17 protein-coding genes are annotated in these 21,936 nt (G+C 66.5%); 8 read left to right on the top strand and 9 right to left on the bottom strand.

What is annotated here, in order from left to right; genetic code table 11:
• The first annotated feature begins 5 nt into the window (after positions 1-5).
• The 7 genes from ACO05N_RS07890 to ACO05N_RS07920 all read left to right on the top strand — a co-directional run bounded on the left by ACO05N_RS07890 (position 6) and on the right by ACO05N_RS07920 (position 9,960).
• On the top strand, positions 6-2,645 hold the full coding sequence (locus tag ACO05N_RS07890; protein WP_422056612.1) for a TonB-dependent receptor plug domain-containing protein: 2,640 nt from the start codon (positions 6-8) through the stop codon (positions 2,643-2,645).
• Positions 2,646-2,715: 70 nt separating this feature from the next.
• Complete coding sequence (locus ACO05N_RS07895) at positions 2,716-4,758, top strand: acetoacetate--CoA ligase (RefSeq protein WP_422056613.1); 2,043 nt, start codon at positions 2,716-2,718, stop codon at positions 4,756-4,758.
• On the top strand, positions 4,755-4,922 hold the full coding sequence (locus ACO05N_RS07900) for a hypothetical protein (protein ID WP_422056614.1): 168 nt from the start codon (positions 4,755-4,757) through the stop codon (positions 4,920-4,922). The genes ACO05N_RS07895 and ACO05N_RS07900 overlap by 4 nt, the downstream gene beginning before the upstream one ends.
• 5 nt (positions 4,923-4,927) lie before the next feature.
• On the top strand, positions 4,928-6,238 hold the full coding sequence (locus tag ACO05N_RS07905) for a spinster family MFS transporter (RefSeq protein ID WP_422056615.1): 1,311 nt from the start codon (positions 4,928-4,930) through the stop codon (positions 6,236-6,238).
• 1 nt (position 6,239) lies between these two features.
• Positions 6,240-7,901, top strand: coding sequence for a tannase/feruloyl esterase family alpha/beta hydrolase (locus ACO05N_RS07910; RefSeq protein WP_422056616.1), 1,662 nt, complete (start codon positions 6,240-6,242; stop codon positions 7,899-7,901).
• A 247-nt stretch (positions 7,902-8,148) separates the two neighbouring features.
• Positions 8,149-9,153 carry a dipeptide epimerase gene (locus ACO05N_RS07915; protein WP_422056617.1) on the top strand — a complete coding sequence of 335 codons (1,005 nt, stop codon included), beginning with the start codon at positions 8,149-8,151 and terminating at the stop codon, positions 9,151-9,153.
• A 135-nt stretch (positions 9,154-9,288) separates the two neighbouring features.
• A complete protein-coding gene (locus ACO05N_RS07920) occupies positions 9,289-9,960 on the top strand; it encodes a helix-turn-helix domain-containing protein (RefSeq protein WP_422056618.1) in 672 nt (223 codons plus the stop codon).
• 204 nt (positions 9,961-10,164) lie between these two features.
• Here the strand turns inward: ACO05N_RS07920 and ACO05N_RS07925 are convergent, their stop codons facing one another.
• From ACO05N_RS07925 to ACO05N_RS07960, 8 genes are all read right to left on the bottom strand, one after another.
• Positions 10,165-11,352 carry a dipeptidase gene (locus tag ACO05N_RS07925; RefSeq protein ID WP_422056619.1) on the bottom strand — a complete coding sequence of 396 codons (1,188 nt, stop codon included), beginning with the start codon at positions 11,350-11,352 and terminating at the stop codon, positions 10,165-10,167.
• The gene (locus ACO05N_RS07930; protein ID WP_422056620.1) at positions 11,349-12,926 is read right to left on the bottom strand and encodes a serine hydrolase; all 1,578 of its coding nucleotides are present in this window, start codon (positions 12,924-12,926) and stop codon (positions 11,349-11,351) included. Before ACO05N_RS07930 ends, ACO05N_RS07925 begins: the two co-directional genes overlap by 4 nt.
• The gene (locus ACO05N_RS07935; protein ID WP_422056621.1) at positions 12,923-14,044 is read right to left on the bottom strand and encodes a hypothetical protein; all 1,122 of its coding nucleotides are present in this window, start codon (positions 14,042-14,044) and stop codon (positions 12,923-12,925) included. The genes ACO05N_RS07930 and ACO05N_RS07935 overlap by 4 nt, the downstream gene beginning before the upstream one ends.
• Positions 14,041-15,081, bottom strand: coding sequence for a DUF1611 domain-containing protein (locus ACO05N_RS07940; protein ID WP_422056622.1), 1,041 nt, complete (start codon positions 15,079-15,081; stop codon positions 14,041-14,043). The genes ACO05N_RS07935 and ACO05N_RS07940 overlap by 4 nt, the downstream gene beginning before the upstream one ends.
• A 22-nt stretch (positions 15,082-15,103) precedes the next feature.
• Positions 15,104-17,287 carry a TonB-dependent receptor gene (locus ACO05N_RS07945; RefSeq protein WP_422056623.1) on the bottom strand — a complete coding sequence of 728 codons (2,184 nt, stop codon included), beginning with the start codon at positions 17,285-17,287 and terminating at the stop codon, positions 15,104-15,106.
• 145 nt (positions 17,288-17,432) lie between these two features.
• Positions 17,433-19,415: a serine hydrolase domain-containing protein gene (locus ACO05N_RS07950; protein ID WP_422056624.1), complete on the bottom strand. Its 1,983-nt coding sequence runs from the start codon at positions 19,413-19,415 to the stop codon at positions 17,433-17,435.
• A gap of 122 nt (positions 19,416-19,537) precedes the next feature.
• On the bottom strand, positions 19,538-19,798 hold the full coding sequence (locus ACO05N_RS07955) for a hypothetical protein (RefSeq protein WP_422056625.1): 261 nt from the start codon (positions 19,796-19,798) through the stop codon (positions 19,538-19,540).
• Between the two features lies 1 nt (position 19,799).
• Positions 19,800-20,861, bottom strand: a complete 1,062-nt coding sequence (locus ACO05N_RS07960) for a Glu/Leu/Phe/Val family dehydrogenase (protein ID WP_422056626.1) — start codon at positions 20,859-20,861, stop codon at positions 19,800-19,802.
• Between the two features lie 125 nt (positions 20,862-20,986).
• Between ACO05N_RS07960 and ACO05N_RS07965 the strand changes: the two genes are divergently transcribed.
• On the top strand, positions 20,987-21,451 hold the full coding sequence (locus tag ACO05N_RS07965; RefSeq protein WP_422056627.1) for an Lrp/AsnC family transcriptional regulator: 465 nt from the start codon (positions 20,987-20,989) through the stop codon (positions 21,449-21,451).
• 269 nt (positions 21,452-21,720) lie between these two features.
• On the opposite strand, the gene ACO05N_RS07970 is transcribed toward ACO05N_RS07965, so the two are convergent.
• Positions 21,721-21,936 carry a hypothetical protein gene (locus tag ACO05N_RS07970; protein ID WP_310037838.1) on the bottom strand — a complete coding sequence of 72 codons (216 nt, stop codon included), beginning with the start codon at positions 21,934-21,936 and terminating at the stop codon, positions 21,721-21,723.

Consider the following 21,936-nt stretch of genomic DNA (forward strand, 5'->3'; position numbering starts at 1 on the left):
AGATCATGTCGATCCGAACCGATCATCTTGGATGCCGTGCGCAGCTGCTCGCTCGCTCCGCTCTGGCTCTGGTGCTGCTGGCCGCTCCCGTTGCGGCGCATGCGCAAACGACCGTTCCTGTTGCGGAACCGGATGCGGAAGAATCGACCGAGGTGGTCATCACGGGGTCGAGCATCCGCGGGATTCCGCCCACCGGCTCCGGCCTGATCAGCGTGACGCGCGAAGACGCCAAGCTGATCGGTGCGGCGAGTACGCCCGAACTGTTGGCGACGGTGCCGCAGCTCAACAGTTTCAACACCGCGCCGCGCGTCAGCAACAACGGTCTCGGGTCGTTCGCGCCGGGCCTGCGCGGCCTGCCGACCGCCGCGACCCTGCCGCTGATGAACGGGCATCGCCTGATCTCGGGCAGCACACAGCAGACCAATCCCGACTATCCGTTCATCCCCGAACTGGCGATCGAGCGGGTCGAGATCGTGGCCGACGGCGCGTCCGCCATCTATGGATCGGAAGCCGTCGCCGGCGTCGTCAACTTCATCACCCGTCGACGCATCAAGGGGGTGGAGGCGATTGTCCGCTATGGCATCGCCGACGATTACAATGCGTTCAACGCAGGGCTCGCCTTCGGCCATGACTGGAGCAGCGGATCGTTCGTCGCCGCCTATCAATATCAGGACAACAGCAACATCACCGGGGCCGACCGCAGCTATCGCTCGCTCGATTTCCGCGCGGTGGGCGGCATCGACACGCGTTCGGCAGTGTGCCCCGATGCCAACGTCAATCTCTTCGCAGGCACGATCTATGCCGCGTCCAGCCTCGCGCCCGGTCTCAACACCTGCGACCCGCGCGGGCCGGTCGACTTGCTGCCGCAGAACCGCACGCACAGCGCGTTCGTTTCAGCGCGGCAAGACCTGTCGGATGCGGTCACGCTGTGGGCCGACTTCCTCTATTCGGACCGCCGCGACGTGGTTCAGGCCGCGCTACCGGGGCAGACCTTTGTCCTGATCACCGCCGCCAACCCCTATTTCCGCGCGCCGCCCGGCACGGGGTCGCTGTTCGGCTATTTCGATTTCCGTCCGGATCGGCTGGTTGGTGCGGATCATTTCGACCAGATTTTCCGCGTGCGCAGCGGCAATGCGACGGCGGGCGTCGATATCGACCTGCCGGGCAACTTCAAGGCGAGCGTCTATGGCTCGTTCAACTTTTCGCGCAACGACACCTTCCAGCCCGGGATCAACACCACCGCGCTGACCGCAGCCGCTGCGGGTACGACGACCGCGACCGCGCTCGACCCGTTCGGTTACGGCACGAGCCCGGCGGTGCGTGCGGCGATTCTCAACAACCCGACCACCTTCGACAACCGCCAGCGCACGCGCATCGGGGCGGTCAAGGTCGACGGGCCGCTCGCCGATCTGCCGGGAGGCGAGATCAAGATCGCGGTTGGCGCAGAGTATCGCCGCGAAACCTATCGCCAGCGTGGCCAGAGTGGCGGGGTGGGTTTCCCCGAGGATCTCGAGCGCAACGTCAAGTCGCTCTATGGCGAGCTGTTCGTGCCGATCTTTGGTGAGGGCAATGCGACCGCGGGGATGCGCAGCCTCGCGCTGTCGCTCTCGGGCCGCTTCGACGATTACAGCGACTTCGGATCGACCAGCAATCCCAAGATCGGGCTGACCTGGGAACCGGTCGAGGGCATCAACCTGCGCGGCAGCTTTGGCCGGTCGTTCCGTGCGCCGGGCCTGCGCGATCTCGGCTCGACGGTCGGGTCCTATTACTCGGCGGCCGCCCTGGTCGACGCGTTCGGCGCGCGCGATCCCTCGCGTGGGGCGGCGCAGGTCAACACGATCCTGCTGTTCGGCGGCAATCGCAACCTGACCCCCGAAACCGCGCGCACCTGGTCGGCGGGCATCGACCTGCGGCCCAAGGCGATCCCCAACCTGACCGCCAGCGTCACCTTCTATGACATCCATTATGACAATGTGATCGGGACGCCGTCTGGGTTGGGCGCGCTGTTGTTCAGCGACCCGACGTTTGCGGCTCGTGTCATCCGCAATCCGACCGGCGCTCAGGTGAGCGCGGCGATAGCCAACACGGTGCCGTTCTTCTACACCTTTGCTGCGGTGCCGACGATCGGCAACATCCTCGACCTGCGTCAGGGCAATTTCGGGGTGCGCGAGACCAACGGGATCGATTTCGACCTGCGCTATCGCCACGATGTCGGCTTCGGCACAGTGTTTGGCGGGGTCGCAGGCAATTATATCCTGAACTACCGCAACCAGCTGTCGCCGACATCGGCGGTGAGCAATTCGCTGGAGGCGGGCATTCCGCGCACGACGCTGCGCACCACGCTCGGCTTTGCCGCCGGACCGGTGACTTTCGTCAACTTCGTCAACCACCGCAGCGGCGTGACCGCATCCTACGCGACGCCGACCGGTTCGGCGCTGTACGATGCCGAAGGTTACACGACCGTCGACCTGCGCCTGGCGGTGCGGCTGCCCGACCTCGCCTTTGCCAAGGGGCTGGAGCTGGGTCTGCAGGTCAACGACCTGTTCGACGCGACACCGCCCTTCTTCCCGGGCACCGACGGGATCGGCGGCGCCTACAATGCCATCGGTCGCTACGCGGCGATGAGCCTGCGCACATCCTTCTGAAAAGCGGGGCGGCGCCGCCAGATGCGGGCCGCCCTCCAACCGCACGAACAATGACAAGGTTTGGCTTTTGATGACCGGTGCCAGCGTCTCCCCGCTCCAACCCGTGCCGCAGATCAGGCTCTATCGTGACTGGCTGGCGCAGACGCACGGCCGATCCTTTGCGGGCTTCGAAGACCTGCACCGCTGGTCGGTCGAGGATCTGCACGGGTTCTGGCGCAGCATCTGGGAGTTTGACGGCATCGAATCGCCAACGCCGTTCACGGCGGTGCTGAGCGACGAGGCAATGCCGGGCGCGCGCTGGTTCGACGGCGCACAGGTCAACTACGCGCGGCACGTGTTCCGCCATGCCGCAGCGGCGGACGCGGCGGGGCAGCCGGCGATCATCGCCATCGACGAGCGCGGCAACAGCGTCATGCTGAGCTGGGCGGAGCTGCGCCGTCAGTCCGCCGCGCTGGCCCTTGCCCTGCGCGCGCGCGGGATCGCTCCGGGGGACCGCGTCGCGGCCTATCTTCCGAACATTCCGGCTGCGGTGATCGGGCTGCTCGCCTGTGCCAGCATCGGCGCGATCTGGACCCTGTGCTCGCCCGACATGGGCACCAACGCGGTGCTCGATCGCTGGCGGCAGACCGCGCCCAAGGCGCTGATCGCGGTCGATGGGGTCTTCTACGCGGGCAAGGCGCTGGATCGCACCGCCGCCGTTCGCGACCTGTGCGCCCAGCTTCCCAGCATCGAAAGCGTCTTTCTCGTGACGAGCGGCTGTGCATCCGGCGAGGTTCCGGGCGCGACCGACTTCGCCACCACGATTGTGCGCGACGACGAAGCGGTCGCTAAGTTCCAGCCCGAATGGCTGCCGTTCGATCATCCGCTGTGGATCCTCTATTCCAGCGGGACTACCGGCCTGCCCAAGGCGATCGTCCACGGCCATGGCGGCGTGCTGGTCGCGACTGCGGCCGGGCGGCTCCATTTCGACCTTGGCCCCAGCTATGCGCCCAACACGTTTGGCGAGCGCTTCCACTGGTACAGCGCCAGCGGCTGGGTGATGTGGAACATCCAGGTCGGCGGGCTGCTGAGCGGCACGACGATCTGCCTGTTCGACGGATCGCCGAGCGGGACCAAGGCCGATCCCGACTGGACGCGCCTCTGGTACTTCGCGGCGCGCAGCGGGGTCACCTGGTTCGGCGCCGGAGCCGCGTTCTTCGCCAGCTGTCGCAAGGCCGGGATCGACGTCACCCGCATCCCCGGCATGGAGCAAATTCGCGCGTTGGGCAGCACCGGGTCGCCGCTGCCGCCCGACGTCCAGCGCTGGGGCAGTGCGCAATTCGCGCAATTGGGTCGCCCCGATATCTGGTGGTGCAATGTCAGCGGCGGGACGGAGATCGCCGCCGCCTTCATGGCCGGCAATCCCGAATTGCCCGACACGCCGGGCCGGCTGCAATGCCGTCATCTGGGCGCCGCGATCGAGGCGTGGGACGAACAGGGCCGACCTGTCGTGGATGAAGTGGGCGAACTGGTGTGTACGCGTCCGTTCCCGAGCATGCCGCTCTATTTCTGGGGCGACGCGGACGGCAGCCGCTACCATGATTGCTATTTCGCGACCTGGCCGGGCGTATGGCGGCATGGCGACTGGCTGACGATCGGCAGCGATGGCAGCTGCACCATATCGGGCCGGAGCGATGCGACGATCAACCGGCATGGCGTGCGCATGGGGACGGCGGAGATCTACTCGGCGGTCGAGCAGCTGCCGCAGGTCGCAGACACGATGTTGATCGACCTCGAAACGGCGCAGGGCGAGAGCCAGCTGATCCTGTTCGTCGTTCCGAGCGAGGGATGCGCGGCCGACGCTGCGCTGGAGGGGGCAATCGCAGCGGCGATCCGCACCAGCCTGTCGCCGCGTTTCGTGCCCGACCACGTGATCGCCGCGCCCGGCATTCCGCGCACCTTGTCGGGCAAGAAGCAGGAACTGCCGATCAAGCGCCTGTTCGCCGGCTGGCCCGTCGAGAAGGTGGTAAGCCCCGATGCCACCGCTACGCCGGAAGTGCTGCCCTGGTATATCCAACAGGCGCAGCACTGGCGCGAGCGCGCGTCGGATGTGTCTGCGGGAGCCGTGGCATGAAGGCGGACGTCGGCGCGGGCCTGATGGGGGCGGAGATCGCGGCCTATGGTGAGCGGTTCCGCCCGCCCGCATCGGTCAGGCAGCGCGTTGCCGCGGGGCTTGGCGGCGGCACGGGGCGTGCAGGGTGGATCGAAACAATGCAAGATTCACAGGGAGGGATGTAAGGCCGATGGCGATCAACCAAGCAGCGCCTGCTCCAGGGCCGATCGAGCCTGTTCGACAGGGCAAGGGCGGTTTCGTGCTGGGCATGCTGTGCTTCGTCTATGTCCTCAACTTCCTCGATCGCCAGCTGGTCTCGATCCTGGCCAAGCCGATCCAGGACGGGCTGCAGATCAGCGACAGCCAGCTCGGCTATCTTACCGGCTTCTACTTCGCGCTCTTCTACTGCTTCATCGCGATCCCCATCGGATGGCTGGCGGACCGGTCGAACCGGGTGAAGATCCTGTCGCTCGCCTGCGGGCTGTGGAGCGGTGCCACCGTCGCCTGCGGCATGGCGGGCAATTACGGCCAGCTGGTTGCCGCGCGGATGGCGGTCGGCGTCGGCGAAGCGGGCGGCGTGCCGCCATCCTATGCCATCATCTCCGACACCTTTCCCCGCGAACAGCGCGGCACGGCGATGGGCATCTTCAACCTCGGCCCGCCGATCGGGTCGGCGCTGGGCGTCGCCTTCGGCGCGTCGCTCGCCGCCGCCTATGACTGGCGCGTGCCCTTCTACGCCGTCGGCGCAATCGGCATACTCACCGCAATCCTGGTCTATTTCCTTGTGCCCGAGCCGGTGCGCGGCCGCTTCGATGCGCCGCCGATGCGCGACACCAGCGTGTCCGCGCCCAGCTTTGGCCGGGCGATCGTAGGCTTCTTCGGCAACAAGCTGCTCGCGGTCGCAGCGCTGGCGAGCGGCGCCGCCAATTTCATCACCTATGGGCTGGCCAACTTCGCCACGCTGTTCCTGATGCGCGAAAAGGGCATGACGCTCGAAGAGGTCGCAATCTGGTACGCGCTCGCCGTGGGCCTCGGCATGGGCACCGGCATCTTCGTCTCGGGCAAGCTGATCGATCGCTTCGCGGTCCGCAACAAGGCGGCCTATGCCACCATACCGGCGCTGTCGCTCGTGCTTGCGCTGCCCTTCTTCCTCGGCTTCGCTGCGGTCGATCGGTGGGAGGTCGCCCTCGCGCTGCTGTTCGTTCCGCTGTTCCTCAATTCCTTTTTCCTCCCCGCGACGGTCACGTTCGTCCAGAGCGAGGTGGCGCCGGATGCACGGGTGATTTCCGGCGCCTTGTTGCTGCTCGTCATGAACCTCGTCGGGCTTGGCCTGGGACCGACCTTTGTCGGCATCGCGAGCGATTTCTTCCGTACCGATCATGGAGGGAATTCGCTGCAAATGGCCTTTTACGCGCTGGCGCCGATGTATCTCGTCGCCGCCCTGCTGTTCCTGTGGCTCGCCCGGTTGATCAGGCGATCGTCGGCGGTCGGCGCGGCGTGAAATGACCGGAATGTTGGTGGAGCGCGTCATGAAGAACACCTCTTGTTTCGCTGTGCTCGCAGCGACGGCGCTGTGGACGGGGTCGGGCGTTGCGCATGCCCAGCCGCGCAAGCCGGTCCTTGACGCCGCCGCGCGCTGCGCCGCGCTCGCGGGCCTGAAGCTGCGCGATACGAGCATCGCCAGCGCGGTGCTGGTTCCCGCCAGGCCCGCAGAGACGGCGATCGCGGCGGATGTGCCCGGCTATCGCAGTTTCTGCCGCGTCGTTGCGCGCGTGCGGTCCGAGCCCGGCTCCGACATCGGCGTCGAGCTGTGGCTGCCGGTGCACGGCTGGACCGGCGTGTTTCACGGCAATGGCAGCGGCGGGTTTGCCGGCACCTTTGCACTAGGCTATTCGGGCATGGTCGAAGGGCTGCGACGCGGCTTCGCGACCGCGACGACCGATGCAGGAACCGCCCCCGCCACGCCGCTCGAAGGCGACGCATTGATCGGTCAGCCGCGCAAGTGGCGCGACTGGGGCCGTCTCTCGACCCACGCGATGACGACGACCGGGAAGGCGATCACCCGGGCATTTTACGGGCAGGTGCCCCGGCGCTCCTATTATACGGGATGCTCGACCGGCGGTCAGATGGGGCTGATCGAAGCGCTGCACTACCCCGACGATTATGACGGCATTCTGGTCGGCGCACCCGTGATGAACCGCACCTGGGGCCATGCCGCCGTGCTGTGGAACTATGCTGCCGCGAACCGCGTCCCCGGCGCCTTGCTGTCCGATGCCAAGCTCAAGCTGCTCAACACAGCCGCGATCGCGACGTGCTGGCGGCAGGGTCATGCGCTGGCGGGCGATCGCTTCATCTCGGACCCGCTGAATTGCAAGTTCGATCCGCAGGTCCTGCAGTGCACCGGCGCTGCGTCCGACGGCTGCCTGACGCACCGGGAGGTCGCGACCGCACGCGCCTTCTATTCGGGTCCCACCGACCGCGACGGCAAGCCCCGCTTCCATGGCTGGCTTCCGGGCAGCGAGATGCCCGACACCTTCGGCTGGTCCTTCCTGCAAAAGCCGATCGACGGCCAGCCGCCGTTCGGCGCGCTGTTCAAATGGGTCTTCGGCGCCAATTGGGATTGGAAGGACTTCGATTTCGACCGCGACATGCCGATCGTCGACACGCGACTAGACGCCATCGTCAACGACGCCACGCGCGGCAGCCTTGCGCGCTTCGCCGCGCGGGGCGGCAAGCTGATCGTCTTTCACGGCCTCGCCGATACCCTCGTCCCGCCGGCCCAGTCGGTCGCGTTCTTCGATCGTCATGCCGGGCAGATGGGCGGCGCCGGCAAGCTCTCGGAAAGCGCGCGCCTGTTCCTCGCGCCGGGCATGATGCATTGCGGCGGCGGCACCGGCCCCGACGCGTTCAACACCACGCTCGGAATCCCCCCACGGCCACCGTCCGACGACGCCCGGCACGATCTCTTCTCTGCGCTGATCGCCTGGGCCGACACGGGCCAGGCTCCCGATCGCGTTGTCGCGACCAAATTCGCGACGGAAGAGCCGGGCCGAATCGACATGCAGCGGCCGCTTTGCCCCTACCCGCAGCGCGCGGTGTATCGCGGCACCGGGTCGACGGCGGCGGTAAGCAACTTCCGGTGCGAGGCACCGTCCGACCGCTGAGCCGGGCGGGGCAGCACTGGATGGGGCGATCGGCGTCGCTCCGACCGCAATGCTGTGTCAGGCGCCGACCCCTTGTGCCGCGATCTCGACCGATCGCGCGTCCTGCTCACCGATTGACGGTTTCCGAACAGGACGATAGTGTCCTTATCGGAAAACTCGGGAGGCGCGCTGCCGTCCCGTCACCCGGCGCGCGGAGCGGGGAGGGGGCATCGCTCCCTCATCGGACCGCGCGCAGCGGAGGAAGCGCATGAAGCTGAACGTCACTCGCGAGAGCCTGCCCCTCAAGGCGCCGTTTCGCATTTCAGGCCATGTGTTCGAGACCTCCGACGTCGTGACCGTGACGCTCGAGGATGGCGATGCGCGCGGGCGTGGCGAAGCGAGCGGCGTCTACTATCTCGGCGATGACGTCGATCACATGCTTGCCGCGCTCGACACGGCGCGCGGCGCGATCGAAGGGGGAGTGGATCGCGCCACATTGCGCGCGCTGATGCCCGCAGGGGGCGCGCGAAACGCCGTCGATGCTGCCTTGTGGGAACTGGAGGCCGACCGCGTCGGGGCGCCGGTCTGGCAGCTCGCCAGGATCGACGCGCCGCGCCCGGTTATCACCACCTTCACCCTCGGTGCCGACGATCCGCATGCGATGGCCGATGCCGCGCGCGGATGGGCGGATGCCCGCGCGATCAAGGTCAAACTGACCGGGGACGATGCGCTCGACGCGGAACGGGTGCGTGCGATCCGCGCCGCGCGTCCCGATGTCTGGCTCGGGGTCGACGCCAATCAGGGATATACGGTCGATCGGCTCGATGCGCTGGTCGCGGTGCTGGCCGATGCCAGGGTCGACCTGCTTGAACAGCCGCTGGCGCGGGGCCGCGAAGCCGATCTCGACCGATTTGAGTCGCCGATTCCGATCGCCGGCGACGAGAGCATCCTGACACTCGACGATGTCGAGGGTGCCAAAGGCCGGTTCGATGTGATCAATATCAAGCTCGACAAATGCGGCGGGCTGACCGAGGCGCTGTTGATGGCGGAACGGGCCGAACAGCTCGGCCTTGGCGTCATGGTCGGCAACATGGTCGGCTCCAGCCTGGCAATGGCGCCGGCCTTCGTCCTGGCGCAGCGCTGTGGCATCGTCGATCTGGACGGCCCCACCTTTTTGAAGGCGGATCGTTCCCCCGCGATCGTCTATCGCGACGGCACGGTCTGGTGCGACGACGGCGTGTGGGGACCGCGCGGAATCGCCGGGGACGGGTGAGCCGGGACCTTCATGCACGGCGGGCGGCGCAATAGGATTGTCTCACCCTGCCACGCTGCTATTGAACAAGGACCCCGATCGGGAACGCCGATCCTGATCGGAAATCTTTGAAGCAGCGCCGGATGATTGCCATTTATGCCTGAAAACCCGACCCTTGGCAGCTTCCTGAGGCGCCTGCGTGGTCAGGAGGGCTGGACGCTCAAGCAGATGAGCGAGCGAACCGGCATCCCGGTATCGACCCTTTCGAAGATCGAGCATAACCGGCTGACGCTGTCCTACGATAAATTGCTTCAGCTTGCCCAGCGACTTGGCTTGCGCATGTCGGAGCTGTTTGCCGAGAGCAGCGAGCCCGCCGATCCGCAGCATCAGCCGGTGACCGCGCGGCGCAGCGTCGGCAAGCTCGACCGCGCGGTGCGGGTCGAGACCGCGAACTACGACTATTTCTACATGAATACCGAGTTGCGCCGGAAGCGGATGATTCCCATCGTCACCAAAATCCGCGCGCGCAGCGTCGAGGAATTCGGCGAACTGGTCCGCCATTCGGGCGAGGAATTCATCTACGTCCTGCAGGGCGCGGTCGAGGTGCATACCGAATTCTACGACCCCGTGGTGCTGCACGAGGGGGAGTCGATCTACATCGATTCGAACATGGGACATGCCTATATCGCCGCCGAAGGCTGTGCCGAGGCGACGGTGCTGGGTGTATGTTCCAGCGCCGAGGAGCGGTTGATGGAATCGCTGATGACCCTGCAGGGGCAGGAAACGGTCGAAGCGGGGGGGCAGCGGCGGTCGAAATCAGCGCTTTAGGGTTTGGCGCTAGGTCGGCACCGTTCGGACGGCTGCTGTCGGCGCGATGGCCGGATTGCAGATGGCACTGCTTGATCCAGCCCCGTCATCCCGGCCTTGCCCCGGGGCCACCGTAGGCGGGCGCGGCGCGAGAGGCTACAGCGCAGGATGTGAGGTGGAGTGGCCCCGCGGCACAAGGCCGGGGTTACCAACGGAGTTTGCCCCTCAGCCCCCCGCCTCTGCCTGTGCCGCCGCGACGATGCGCAGGATATTCCCGCCCCACATCTTCGCCAGATCCGCGTCCGAATAGCCCGCAGCCTTAAGCCGCGCGGTGACCAGGGGCAGCGCCGAGATATCCTCGAACCCCTTGACCCCGCCGCCGCCGTCCCAGTCCCCGCTGAAGCAGACATGGTCGGGTCCGGCGACCTCCACGACGTGCAGCACCATCGCGATGTACGTTTCGAAATCGGCGTCCCACAGCGGCTGGGTCTTGTCGAGTTCGCGCCAGCGCTTGGCCAGCGCGACCTGCTCCGCGGGGGGCAGCGTCGCGATCTGCTCGTACTTTGCGAACAATGCGCCGCGCTCGCCGTCCAGATTGAGGTCGGACAGGTAGATCGTGCTGATGCACATCGCCCCGCCGCTCGCCGCGAGCTTCCGGATGCGCGCATCGTCGAGGTTGCGGGGGTGGTCATAAGCGTGGCGACCGGTGGTGTGCGACAGGATGATCGGCGCGCGCGACAGCTCCAGCAGCTGATCGAACACCGCGTCCGACGCATGGCTGGCGTCGATCACCATGCCGAGCCGGTTCATTTCCGCGACCCATTGCCGGCCGAGCGGGCTCAACCCGTTCCAGCGCGGCGTGTCGGTCGATGAATCGGCGAACTGGTTGTTCTTGCCGTGCACTGGCCCGGCCATGCGCACGCCGCGCTTGTGGAACTCGGCGAGCAGCGTCAGGTCTTCGCCCAACGGATAGCTATTCTCGATCGACTTGAACGCGATCAGCCTGTTTTCGCCGTTCAGGCGGCGGGCGTCCTGCGCGGTCAGGGCAGGGGCGATGCGCTCGGGGAATTGCGCGATGGTGGTGTCGATCGCGTCCGATCGTCCGCGCGCAAAGGCCAGTGCGTCGGCATAGCCCTTCGCCGTCAACGGCCCCTGATCGGTGTAGATGACCAAGAAGCCGCCATCGAGCGCGCCTTCCTCCATCCGGCCCATATCGACCTGCGCGATGTCGATCGCGGGGTCGTGCCTGTCGCCGAAGCTCCAGCCCGGTCGCCCGAAATGGAGCGGCGTGTCGAGATGCGTGTCCAGGACGAGCAGCCGCTTGTGCAGCGCCGCTACGTCCTCGGTCCGCGGCCCCGGTGTGGTCGCACACGCGCCGAGCAGCAGCGGTGCAAGAATCGATAGGCGTTTCATCGGGGCGCTCCCACCGGACGCAGGTCCAGATCCTGATAATCGTAACTGAAGTCCGCGATCGGGCTTTCCGGCTTCATCGACACCCGCTCGACCTTGCCGTCCGCATCGAGTGCGAAGGTGACATAGGCCGGCTCGAGCGACGTGTCGTCGAAGCGCGTGACGAAGCTATCGTATTGCCAATGGATCAGTCTGCCCTTCATGGCCGGGGTGGTGGTGAAGTCGATGGTCAGGCCGCCATCCTTGTCCTTGGCCACCACGACATCGCCGTACCACGCGTCGCGATAGGTGCCGGCATAGCGATCGAGCGCGAGCGATGGGCCGACCTTGGCGGGGGCGGCGCGCTTCGTCGCAAGCGCCGCCTTTGCGCCGGTGACGCGCTGGTCGATGAAGGCGTCAAAACGGCTCGGCCAGTCCTGATCCGGTGCGTCGAGGTAATGGTCGACCAGCGTCTGGATCACGCCGCGCAGCAGCGCCGTCTCCTCGGCATTGACCACCCCGGCGATGCCGACCTGCTGATCGGGCAACAGGATGACATAGGCGATCGCGCCGAACACTGCGCCGCCATGCGCGATCACACGGACGCCACGATAGTCGGCAACGTTCCAGCCCAGCGCGTAGCTGCTGAACGTGGGCGTCAGCGGCGCAAGCGAGGGTGGCATCGGCACGATCGGCATCGGCGTCACCCCCTTCCACATTTCCGCCGCTTGCGCCGCGCTGAACAGCCGCCCGCCATCGGGCAGCGCCCCCTGGCCGAGCTGGATCTGGAGCCAGCGCGCGAGATCGTTGGCGCTGAGCGCGAGGCCACCGGCAGGCAGCGCGGCGCGGCCAAGCTCCACGCGGCGCTCGTCGAGCATCGAGATCGGCCCGTCGCCGCGCACCGCGCCGCCGACCCGGCCATGCGGATGCGCGCGGTTGGGGTTGGCGAGGCGGGATTCGTAATCCGCCGTCGCGCTGGCCATGCCGCCCGCGGCGAACACGTCCTGCGCCATGAAGTCTTCCCAGCTCTTGCCGCTGACGTCTTCGATCAGCTGCCCGGCGACGGCGTAGAGAATGTTGTCATAGGCGTATCCCGAGCGAAAACTGGTCGCTGGCTTGAGATGCGCGAGCCGCTTGACCATTTCCTTGCGCGACAGGCTGCCGCGCGGGACGAACAGCAGGTCGCCCGCGCCGAGGCCAAGGCCGCTGCGATGGACCAGCAGGTCGCGGATCGTGATCTCGCGCGTCACCCAAGGGTCGTACATGCGGAACCACGGCATGTGGTCGATCACGCGGTCGTCCCACCTGATCTTGCCGCGATCGACCAGGATGGCCAGCGCGGCGGCTGTGAACGCCTTGCCGGTCGATCCGGTTTGGAAGATCGTGTCGGCATCGACCTTTTGCGTGCCGCCGAGCTTGGTCGTTCCCCAGCCCCGGGCAAGCGTGACCTTGCCCTTCTCGACCACCGCCAGCGCGATGCCGGGAGCGCCGCTCTGCCGGCGCAGCGTTTCGACCCTCTCCGCGAACCCCTTGGGCAACGCCGCTGCGGCGGGCAGGGCGAGCAACAGCGCGGGAAGCGCGATCAGCATCCGGATCATGCGGGGGGCTCCAGGTCGGGTCGTGCGCGCAGAACGCGCGCAACGCCCAGGGTCATCACGGGAAGCACGAACACCGCCAGGATCGCATAAGCGAGCAGACGATAGCCGCCGCCGATCAGTGCGACGAGGCCGATGCCGGTGGCGACGAAGACGCAGCCAAGCAGCAAGGCGAGTGCAATTGCTGCGCGGGGGCGGGTGCCGAGCGCGACGCCGCGCCTTGCCTCCCATACCCCCGACACGCGTTCATTGACCGCATGGACGATGCCCGTCCCGGTCTCGAGCAAGGCGGCAAAGATCATCGCCTGGAACGCGATCGTGAAGACCGGGATGTTCATCTGTCCGAGCAGGAACGCCGAGGGGAGGGTTTCGTCCGCGATCGCCGGGTAGAACGCGATCATGCACAGAAAGAAACCAAGCGCGGGGAGCATCGCCAGTGGCCCCGCGATCGCGCCGGCGATCAGGGCGTCGCGTCGGCTGGTCAGATGCGCCGCCATCGGCAGCACCACGGCCGCCGCGATGAGGTTATAGCCGGCATAGGCGACGCCTCCCATCGCCCAGCCATCGCTTGCCGCCCGCGTCGCCAGATTGTCCGCGATCCGGTCCCCGAACAGCGACAGCCCGATCACCACGAACAGCGCATAGACGAAGTAGAGCAGCATCGAGGCGTATTTGAACAACCGCTCGACCGATGCGGTGCCAAGGCTGGTGACGAGCGCGATCGTGCCGGCTAGAATCAACGTGCCGGCGATCGCGGGGGCGCCAAAGCTTGCCCCGATCTCCCCCGCCGCCGCGCCGACCACCGCTAGGATCAGGACGAGCAGCAGGACATAGACGATCTCGAACACGATCCAGCCCGGCCCCAGCAGCTTCTGGAAAAAGCTGCGATAGTCATAGCTGCGCGTCAGATGCGCGAAGGCAAAGGTCGCAGCGCAGACCGCGCTCCAGATCGCCATCGCCAGCACCATGCCCCACAGCCCGCCCTGCGGCCCGCTGGGCAGGAAGAATTCCGCGAGCTCGCGCCCCGTCGCGTAACCGCCGCCGATCACCACGCCCTTGAACGCGAGGCCCGGCAGCAGGAAACGCTGGAACCGGGTCGGCGCGGCGGGCGATGCGGTCATCCTAGGCAGCTCGACACCAGCGCGTCGAAGGCGGGCCCGCGGCGCACCGGATCGGCAACCGGCAGGCCCAGCCGCGCGCTCTCCCGCGCCATCAGCGCATCCGCCTCCGCCGCGTCGAGTGCAGAGGTGTTGAAGGCAAAACCGCCGCAGCGGATCGCGGGATTGGTCCGGCGGCCGAGCGCGATGGTCAGATCCACAATCTCTTCGACGCGCGCCACGCGATAGCCCGCGGTGCCGAGCATTTCGGTGCGGCCGGGTTCGTGGCAGACCACGAACACGTCGGGCTGGCTGCCGTGCAGCAAGCCGAGCGACACCGCGGCATAGGCCGGATGCGCCAGCGACCCCTGTCCCTCGATAATGTCCCAATGGTCGTCGGGTGCGTCGGGCGACAGGATTTCGGCCGCGCCCGCTTCGAAATCGGAAACGACGGCATCCATCGGAATGCCCCCGCCCGCGATCATGATCCCGGTCTGGCCGCTCGCACGGAAATCATGATCCACCCCGCGCTCGGCGAATGCGGCCGCGAGCGCGAGCGCTGTGTATTTCTTGCCCAGTGCGCAATCGGTGCCGACGGTCAGCAGCCGCTTGCCGCTGCGCTTGCGCCCCGTCGCGATCGGGATGTCGGCGGGCGGCACGCGCACGTCGAACAGCCTTCGTCCCATCCGCTGTGCGGCCGCCGCGACCTCCGGCATGTCGGCCAGCCGCATGTGCATCCCCGCGATCAGGTCCAGCCCCGCCTCGAGCGCTTCGACCAGCGACGCGCGCCACGCTTGAGGAATGACGCCGCCCTGGTTCGCGACGCCGATGACCATCGCCCGCGCCCCCCGATCGCGCGCCTCGGCCGGGGTCATTGCGGCAAGGCCCGTCGAGACGGTCGCGCCGTTCAACCGCAGTTCGCCGACGCATTTGTCCGCCGCCCAGTCCCGCAGCCCGAACGCGGTCTTGGCAAATCCCGGTTCCGTCGTGTCGCCGAGAAACAGCAGATAGGGCTGCGGCAGGACGGGGCTTTCGGTCAAGGGACCGACGGGGGCGTTCATGAGCGATGCTTTCACCAGGGGATCAGAAGGACAGGTCGATCGCGACGCCCAGCGTCCGCGGCTGAAGCGGAACGGTCGCCAGGAAACCGGGATTGGTGGTCGCGACGTTGCTCGTGATCCGCCCCTCCTCATCGGTGAGGTTGCGGGCATAGACGCGGAGCGTCCACTTGTCGTCAAAGGTGACGGCGGCGTTGAGATCGAGCGCGGCATAGCCGTCGATCGGCACCGCCAGCGCCGAGCTTTCGACATCGGAAATACGATCGCCGACGATGCGTACGGCCCCGCCCAGCCGCGCCTCCGCCGAACCGCTCACCGAGAAGCGATAGTCCGCCGTCATCGCCGCAGAAATCTTGGGCACGCTGGGCAACTGGTCGCCATCGGTGCAGGCGGCGGTCGTTTCGGTGCATTTCGCATCGGTATAGGCAAAGTTGGCCCCGAAATTTAGCCCGGCGGTCGGCTCGATCAGCAGCGCCGCCTCCACGCCCTTGCTGCGCGCAGTGCCGGCATTGACCAGGCCGTTGATTCCCGCGGCAAAGGCCGCGCCGGTCTGGAGATTGTTCCAGTCGAGCATGAAGACCGCCGCGTCGAGGCTGACCGCGCGGTCGAGGAAGCTGGCCTTCACGCCCGCCTCATAACTCGTCACCCGTTCGGCGCCGACCGTGGCCGGAAAGCCCGGCAACGCGACGTTCGGTCCGCCCGGCTTGTAGCCGCTGGCGACGCGGGCATAGATCATCATGTCCCGGTTCACGTTGATCTGGGGGCTGACGCTGTACGTGACGATCTCTTCCGCTGACTCGCCATCGCCGCTGGCATCGAGCCCGAGCAGTGGGATGGACGTCGACTGGGTGAAGGTCTGTTCGTTGCGCGCCCAACGCAGCCCGCCGGTCAAATGGAACATCTCGCTGATCTTCCAGGTCGCGTTTCCGAAAACGGCATATTCCTTGTAGGTGTTGGGCAGGCCGACCACCGCGAACGGGTCGAAGCCGGCGATCGGCGCACCGCTCGCGTCGAGTGCGCGCACCACCTGGCTGTGATTGTTATCCTCGTCGGTGTAGAACAGGCCCACCATCCATTCGAAGCTGCTGCTGGGCGCGGAGGTGAGACGCAGTTCCTCGGTCCATTTCTTCTGCTTCAGCGTCGCCGGATAGGGCGCGAAGCCGCCGAAGATGCCGCCGAAGACGAGCGTCGCATCGCTCACCTCGAGAATGTCGAGCTGGCTGTACGAGGTGGTCGAGCTCAGCTCGGCAAAACCGAGATCATAGCTGATCGAGCCCGAATAGAATTGGAAGTCGCTGGTAAAGGGTTCCGGCAGCGCGGTGTTGGTGCTGAGGAACGGCGCACCCGGCGCGAGCGGGGTGTTGCCCATGCCTTCGTAGACCAGGCTGAGATTGTCGGAGTCGACCGACTGCCACACGCCGCTCAGCTTGATGGTGAGCGCGGGGTCGGGCTGCCACTGCAACGCCGCCCGGCCGCCCTGCTGGACCGCATCGTTGACATCCTCTTCGCCCGTCAGAACGTTGTCGACATAGCCCGGGGTCTCGCGGCGGGCATAGCTCGCGCTGATCGCCAGCTGGTCGGTCACCAGCGGCACGTTGACCATCGCATTCGCAGCCCAGCCGACGCCGTCGCCATGCGCCAAAGTGAAGACCTCGCCGCCGCCCCGGACGGTGAGTGTGTTCAGGTCGGGCTGGACGGTGACATATTTGAGCAGCCCGCCGATCGAGCTCGCCCCGTAGAGCGTCCCCTGCGGCCCGCGCAGCACCTCCAACCGCTCGATATCATAGGGCATCAGGTCGAGCGTGAAGACTTGCGATCGGTTGTAGATGCCGCTCGATCCGATCGGCGCATCGTCGAGGTACATGCCGACGGTCGCACTCGGCCCGATCGGCGCGACGCCGCGCAGCGACAGGGTCGAGCGACCGGGCGACCCCGCATTGTCGACCTGAAGGCCGGGGATCGCGGCGGCATAGTCCGACAGCTGCGAGGCTCCGCCTTGCTGCATCGCCTCACCGCTGACCACGGTAATCGAGATCGGAACGTCCTGAACGCGCTCCTCACGCTTCTGCGCGGTCACGACGATCTCGTCGCGATCGACACTGACGCCCGAACCGCTATCCTGTGCAGACGCCGATGCGGGCAGCACCAGCGCCGCAGCGGCGGTCGAGAGCGAGAGAAGGATGCGGGTAGGAATAGCTTGCCGAATCATATGGAGCTCCCTGAACCTGGCCTTGTCACGCGGCTCGAACCGCATGCGGCGTTTTCTAATCGGGACAGTGTTGTCCTAATTAGGCAAATGTCAATCTTGTTTCGACATGGCGGTCGCGGCCCTTGGCCCGCGCCCGCCGTCACGTTCAATAACCGGTGCCGAAGCTCACCAGCTTGAAGACCAGCCCGACCCACAGCAGAATGAAAGCAGCGAGGGTCAGCAGCACCGCCCACAGCTTCGAAAACCAGCCGCGCTTGCCCTTGAACGCCAGCCAGGCATTCCACGCCGCCGCCGCAAGCAGGCCGAAAAAGCCCAGCGTGCCGACGACCTGAAGCGTGAGGATCAGCCAGTCGTTCTTGCCATGACCCTCGAAGTCCTCGATCCCCAGGACAACCAACAACCAGCCGACCAGCACCAGCAGCACCAGCCAGGCGAGGCCGCGCACCACATGATAGGCGGTGCGCGCGGTGCCGCTCAGCGCAAGCGGCGCGCCGTAGCGGCGACGGGCGACCCATCCGGTCGGCCAGGCGATCGCCGTGAGCAGCAATACCGCCAGCGCAAACAGCAGGGCCGGGATGATCCAGCTGCCGCTGGCATACCAGGGCGTCCGGTCCCACACCATGAAGGGCGAGACCATGCCGAAGGTCCAGCGCACGACCTGTCCGTCGCGGACTTCGGCGACCAGGCGCTCCTTGCCATAGGCGTCCTGCCACACGAACGGCTCGACCTCGATCCACTTGCGCTGTCCGCCGCCGATCGAGGGGATTCCGGCGATGATCGGGCGCCCGTCCGCGTCCAGGCCGATCTTTTCCTCGGCCAGAAGATAGACGAACGAGGCGAAGCTGGAGGCCACGCGGCGGCTGTTGCTCCAGCTGCCGACGAGCAGCTTTGCATGCTCCTTGGCGGTTGCAAGCTCCACTGGCGGCTTGGCATTCGCGTCGGGCAGGTAGCGATCGGCAAAGCCGTCGATCAGCGCGGTGCGCACCGCGCCCGGCGCGCCGTCCTTGCCCTGGCTGTTGACCGATACGAACACGCCGACATTCTCCGCCGGGAAAATCTTGAGGTCGGAGTGGAAGTAGATGGTGTCGCCGCCATGCCCCACCGCACGATGGCCATTGACCCACTCTTCGTAGAAGCCGAGCGCCATCTGGTTGCTGCCCTTCACGCTCATATTCTGGGCGGTGAGCATCTGTTTCGTGGTGGCTGGCTTGAGCAGCGGCCCACCCTGGTCGAGATAGGCCAGCATGAATTTGGCCATCGCCGCGCCGCTGGCGGACAGAGCGCCTGCCGGGGCCATGCCGATGATCTCGAACCGCTGCGCCTTGTCCGATCCCAGCTCATATCCCTGCGACATGAACGGCTTGAGCTTGTCGGGAAGCGGCTGGCGGAAGCTGGCATATTGCATGCCCAGCCGGCCGAAGATGTTGCGCTCGACATAGTCGTCGAACGACTGGCCCGACACGCGCTCGACGATGTAGCCGGCCAGCGCCGTGGCATAGTTGGAATAGGCGGGGGTGGTGCCGGGGGCATAGATCCGTTCGGGCACCCGTTCCTTCAGGATCTCGCCCAGCGGCTTCGGCTTGATGTCGAACGCCAGCAGTCCCTTGATGATCTCTTCGAAGCCCGCAGTATGCGTCATCAGGTGCCGCATCGTGATTGGCTTGTCGCCAAGGGGCGCGATCTTGAAGTCGAGATAGGTGTTGATGTCGGCGTCGAGGTCGATCTTGCCCGCCTCGACCTGCTGCATCACGGCGGTCCAGGTGAACAGTTTCGAGGTCGAGCCGGGGCGGAACAAGGTCGTCGCCGGATCGACCGGCGTCCGCTTTGCAACGTCGGAATAGCCAAAGCCGCGCTGGGTCACGACCGCGCCGTCCTTGACCACGACCACAACCGCGCCGGCGATGTCGCCGCGGGCAAGCGCATAGGGCATGTAGCCGTCGAGCCAGGTATCGACGTCGCTCTTGGTGAGACGGTCGAGCCCCGCCGGGGTGGTGTGCGTCGCGAGTGGGGCGACCGCCGCTTCGGGTTGCGGTGTGAGCGGCGCTTGTTGCGTCGCGGCCGGAATTGCGACCGTCAGCGCGAGCGCAGCCGCCGCCGCCAGCTTGACCTTGCGAGTCCACACGAACATCGTGTTCCCTTTCCCTGGGCTCCGCGATTCCGGCCCGCCGATCACTGCGATGCGGGTGAATCGTCCTGATCGGACTACAATGATCCTATTTAGAGAATTGTCAAATGCACAGCGGCGCGCCCTCAGGCCGGACGGAAGCGCAAGCGGACGGTGCGCACGCTGACGATCGCCCGCATCTTGTGTTCGATGATTTCGGCGCGATGCGGCTCGATCCCCGCAAGGGTGATTGCCGCGCGATAGCCGCGCGGACGCGCTTCGACCGACACGGCATCGACAGCACGCTGCTGCTGCGCGAACAGGCCGAGCAGGCGGCACAGCAGTTGCGGGCAGCGGGCGGCGGTCACGACGAAGACCGCGGTCCCGACACCGGTGCTGTCCGTCATGTCAGGCGGCCAGATCCGGCTGGCGATGCGCGCGGGTGATCGCGATGCGGGCAAGCTGGTCGGCGGCGCGGTGCGGCGCCATCCGCTCGGCTGCGGCATGGTCCAGCACTGCCGCCAGGCGTTCGCCCGTCGCCTCGACCCGGCTGCGCGCTTCCTCCGGGTCCCAGCCAAGATATTCGGCGGCCACGTTGATGATGCCGCCCGCGTTCACGACATAATCGGGGGCGTAAAGGATGCCGCGCGCCAGCAGCGCATCGCCCTGCGCCGGCGTTGCAAGCTGGTTGTTCGCCGCGCCGCACACCACCGTCGCGCGCAGGCGCTGAACCGCCTTCGCGTCGAGCACTCCGCCCAGCGCGCAGGGGGCGAACACATCTGCCTCGGCCGCGACCAGATCCGTCGACCCCACCACCGTCGCGCCAAAGCGCCGCGCGGCCTCGGCCGCAACCTCGGCGCGCGGTTCGGCGACGATCAGCCGCGCCCCCGCCGCGTGCAGCAATTCGCATAGCGCAAAGCCGACATGGCCCAGCCCCTGGACCGCCACGGTCACATCGGACAGCGTGGCATCCAGGTGCCGCGCTACTGCGACCTCCATCGCTCGCAGCACGCCGAGCGCGGTCCAGGGCGATGGATCGCCGCCCACCGCGCCGGCCATTGCCGGAAGCCCCGCGACATGGCGCGTGACGTCGGCAACGGACTGCATGTCCGCAACGCGCGTCCCGACGTCTTCCGCGGTAACGTAGCGCCCCCCGAGCGCGGCGACGGCGCGTCCAAATGCGCGAAACAGTGCAACGCGGTCGAACGGGCCGTCCGGCACGCGTACCACGGCCTTGCCACCGCCAAGCGGCAGCCCGGCCAGCGCGTTCTTGCGGCTCATGCCCTCCGCCAGGCGCAGCGCGTCGGCCACGGCATCGGCGTCGCCCGGATAGCAGTGGAAGCGGCACCCGCCGGCGGCCGGGCCAAGCGCGGTCGAATGGATGACGATGACCCCCGACAGTCCCGTCTGCGGATCGTCGAGGCGGAACAGTTCTTCCGGGGGAACGGGAGCGGAGGGGTCGAACATCATGGGGCACCTTGATTGCGATGCGCCGATGGTAACGCACGATACCGGCAGTTTCTGACCTATTAGTTCGCGTTTTTGCAATGATCTGATAACGATCGACCGCATATCAGCCCATATGAGGTCAAATCATGCACGAACCGCTCGACTCCTATGACCGTCGGATCCTCCGCGCGTTGCAGGATGACGCCTCGCTCTCGACCGCCGCGGTTGCCGAAATCGTCGGCCTGTCCGCCTCCCCATGCTGGCGGCGCATCGACCGGCTGGAGCGCGAAGGCTATATCAAGCGCCGTGTCGCGCTGCTCGACCGGCGCAAGATCGGGCTGCGCGCGCAGGTGTTCGCGCTGGTCAAGCTCAACGCGCATGGCCGCGCCAATCTGGACGAGTTTGCGGCGTCGATCCACGAACTGCCCGAAGTGCTTGAATGTTATGTCCTGATGGGCACGGTCGATTTCATGCTGCGCGTCGTCGCAGCGGACATCGAAGCGTACGAACGCTTCTTCTTCGAGAAGCTCTCGCGCCTCCCCGGCGTGCAGGAAATCAATTCCACCGTCGCGCTCTCGGAGATCAAATCGACCACAGCGCTGCCTGTTTGACGCGCTCGTCCTCGCGACGGGCGCGCGCCTGTGACCCCGCATCAGAACGGCCGGTTCAAGGGGGGCGCGCACCGCATCCTTGTCTGCATATGCCAGCGAGCGCTCGATAGCGTCCGGATTCCACTTCCAACTTTCGTTGAGCAGCGTAGATGCGGTGGCCGGCGATTTTCGGTCTAGAAATGCTGTGAAAACAGCCGCTTACTGGACTTATCCAGAGCCAGTATTGGTGCCAGAAGAACACTCCCATCGGCACCCAAGTAGCTGATTTCCTACGCGAATTGGCAGTGGGAAATCACCGGCACCATCAATAGCACCATCATATCTTCTGGAAAAGGCTGGATTTCCACGGACCAAGCATATGTAGCGCCGGAACGAAGGCGTGTCGGTTGGTGCAGCACTTGATCAAGAATAGCTTGCTCGCGCCCAGCAATCCCGATCGACGGAAAGGAATGTCCCGCTGGAGCAAATCGCGCGTAGTTGATCAT

Origin of the sequence: Sphingomonas sp. (assembly GCF_965227385.1) — a bacterium.
Lineage (GTDB): Bacteria > Pseudomonadota > Alphaproteobacteria > Sphingomonadales > Sphingomonadaceae > Sphingomonas.

Excerpts from the sequence above, each read along its gene's own strand:
- ACO05N_RS07900 (WP_422056614.1), top strand. The coding sequence starts at position 4,755 with ATGAAGGCGGACGTCGGCGCGGGCCTGATGGGGGCGGAGATCGCGGCC.
- ACO05N_RS07895 (WP_422056613.1), top strand. The coding sequence starts at position 2,716 with ATGACCGGTGCCAGCGTCTCCCCGCTCCAACCCGTGCCGCAGATCAGG.
- ACO05N_RS07970 (WP_310037838.1), bottom strand. The coding sequence starts at position 21,936 with ATGATCAACTACGCGCGATTTGCTCCAGCGGGACATTCCTTTCCGTCG.
- ACO05N_RS07915 (WP_422056617.1), top strand. The coding sequence starts at position 8,149 with ATGAAGCTGAACGTCACTCGCGAGAGCCTGCCCCTCAAGGCGCCGTTT.
- ACO05N_RS07925 (WP_422056619.1), bottom strand. The coding sequence starts at position 11,352 with ATGAAACGCCTATCGATTCTTGCACCGCTGCTGCTCGGCGCGTGTGCG.
- ACO05N_RS07965 (WP_422056627.1), top strand. The coding sequence starts at position 20,987 with ATGCACGAACCGCTCGACTCCTATGACCGTCGGATCCTCCGCGCGTTG.
- ACO05N_RS07905 (WP_422056615.1), top strand. The coding sequence starts at position 4,928 with ATGGCGATCAACCAAGCAGCGCCTGCTCCAGGGCCGATCGAGCCTGTT.
- ACO05N_RS07955 (WP_422056625.1), bottom strand. The coding sequence starts at position 19,798 with ATGACGGACAGCACCGGTGTCGGGACCGCGGTCTTCGTCGTGACCGCC.
- ACO05N_RS07940 (WP_422056622.1), bottom strand. The coding sequence starts at position 15,081 with ATGAACGCCCCCGTCGGTCCCTTGACCGAAAGCCCCGTCCTGCCGCAG.
- ACO05N_RS07960 (WP_422056626.1), bottom strand. The coding sequence starts at position 20,861 with ATGATGTTCGACCCCTCCGCTCCCGTTCCCCCGGAAGAACTGTTCCGC.
- ACO05N_RS07890 (WP_422056612.1), top strand. The coding sequence starts at position 6 with ATGTCGATCCGAACCGATCATCTTGGATGCCGTGCGCAGCTGCTCGCT.
- ACO05N_RS07945 (WP_422056623.1), bottom strand. The coding sequence starts at position 17,287 with ATGATTCGGCAAGCTATTCCTACCCGCATCCTTCTCTCGCTCTCGACC.
- ACO05N_RS07935 (WP_422056621.1), bottom strand. The coding sequence starts at position 14,044 with ATGACCGCATCGCCCGCCGCGCCGACCCGGTTCCAGCGTTTCCTGCTG.
- ACO05N_RS07930 (WP_422056620.1), bottom strand. The coding sequence starts at position 12,926 with ATGATCCGGATGCTGATCGCGCTTCCCGCGCTGTTGCTCGCCCTGCCC.
- ACO05N_RS07920 (WP_422056618.1), top strand. The coding sequence starts at position 9,289 with ATGCCTGAAAACCCGACCCTTGGCAGCTTCCTGAGGCGCCTGCGTGGT.
- ACO05N_RS07910 (WP_422056616.1), top strand. The coding sequence starts at position 6,240 with ATGACCGGAATGTTGGTGGAGCGCGTCATGAAGAACACCTCTTGTTTC.
- ACO05N_RS07950 (WP_422056624.1), bottom strand. The coding sequence starts at position 19,415 with ATGTTCGTGTGGACTCGCAAGGTCAAGCTGGCGGCGGCGGCTGCGCTC.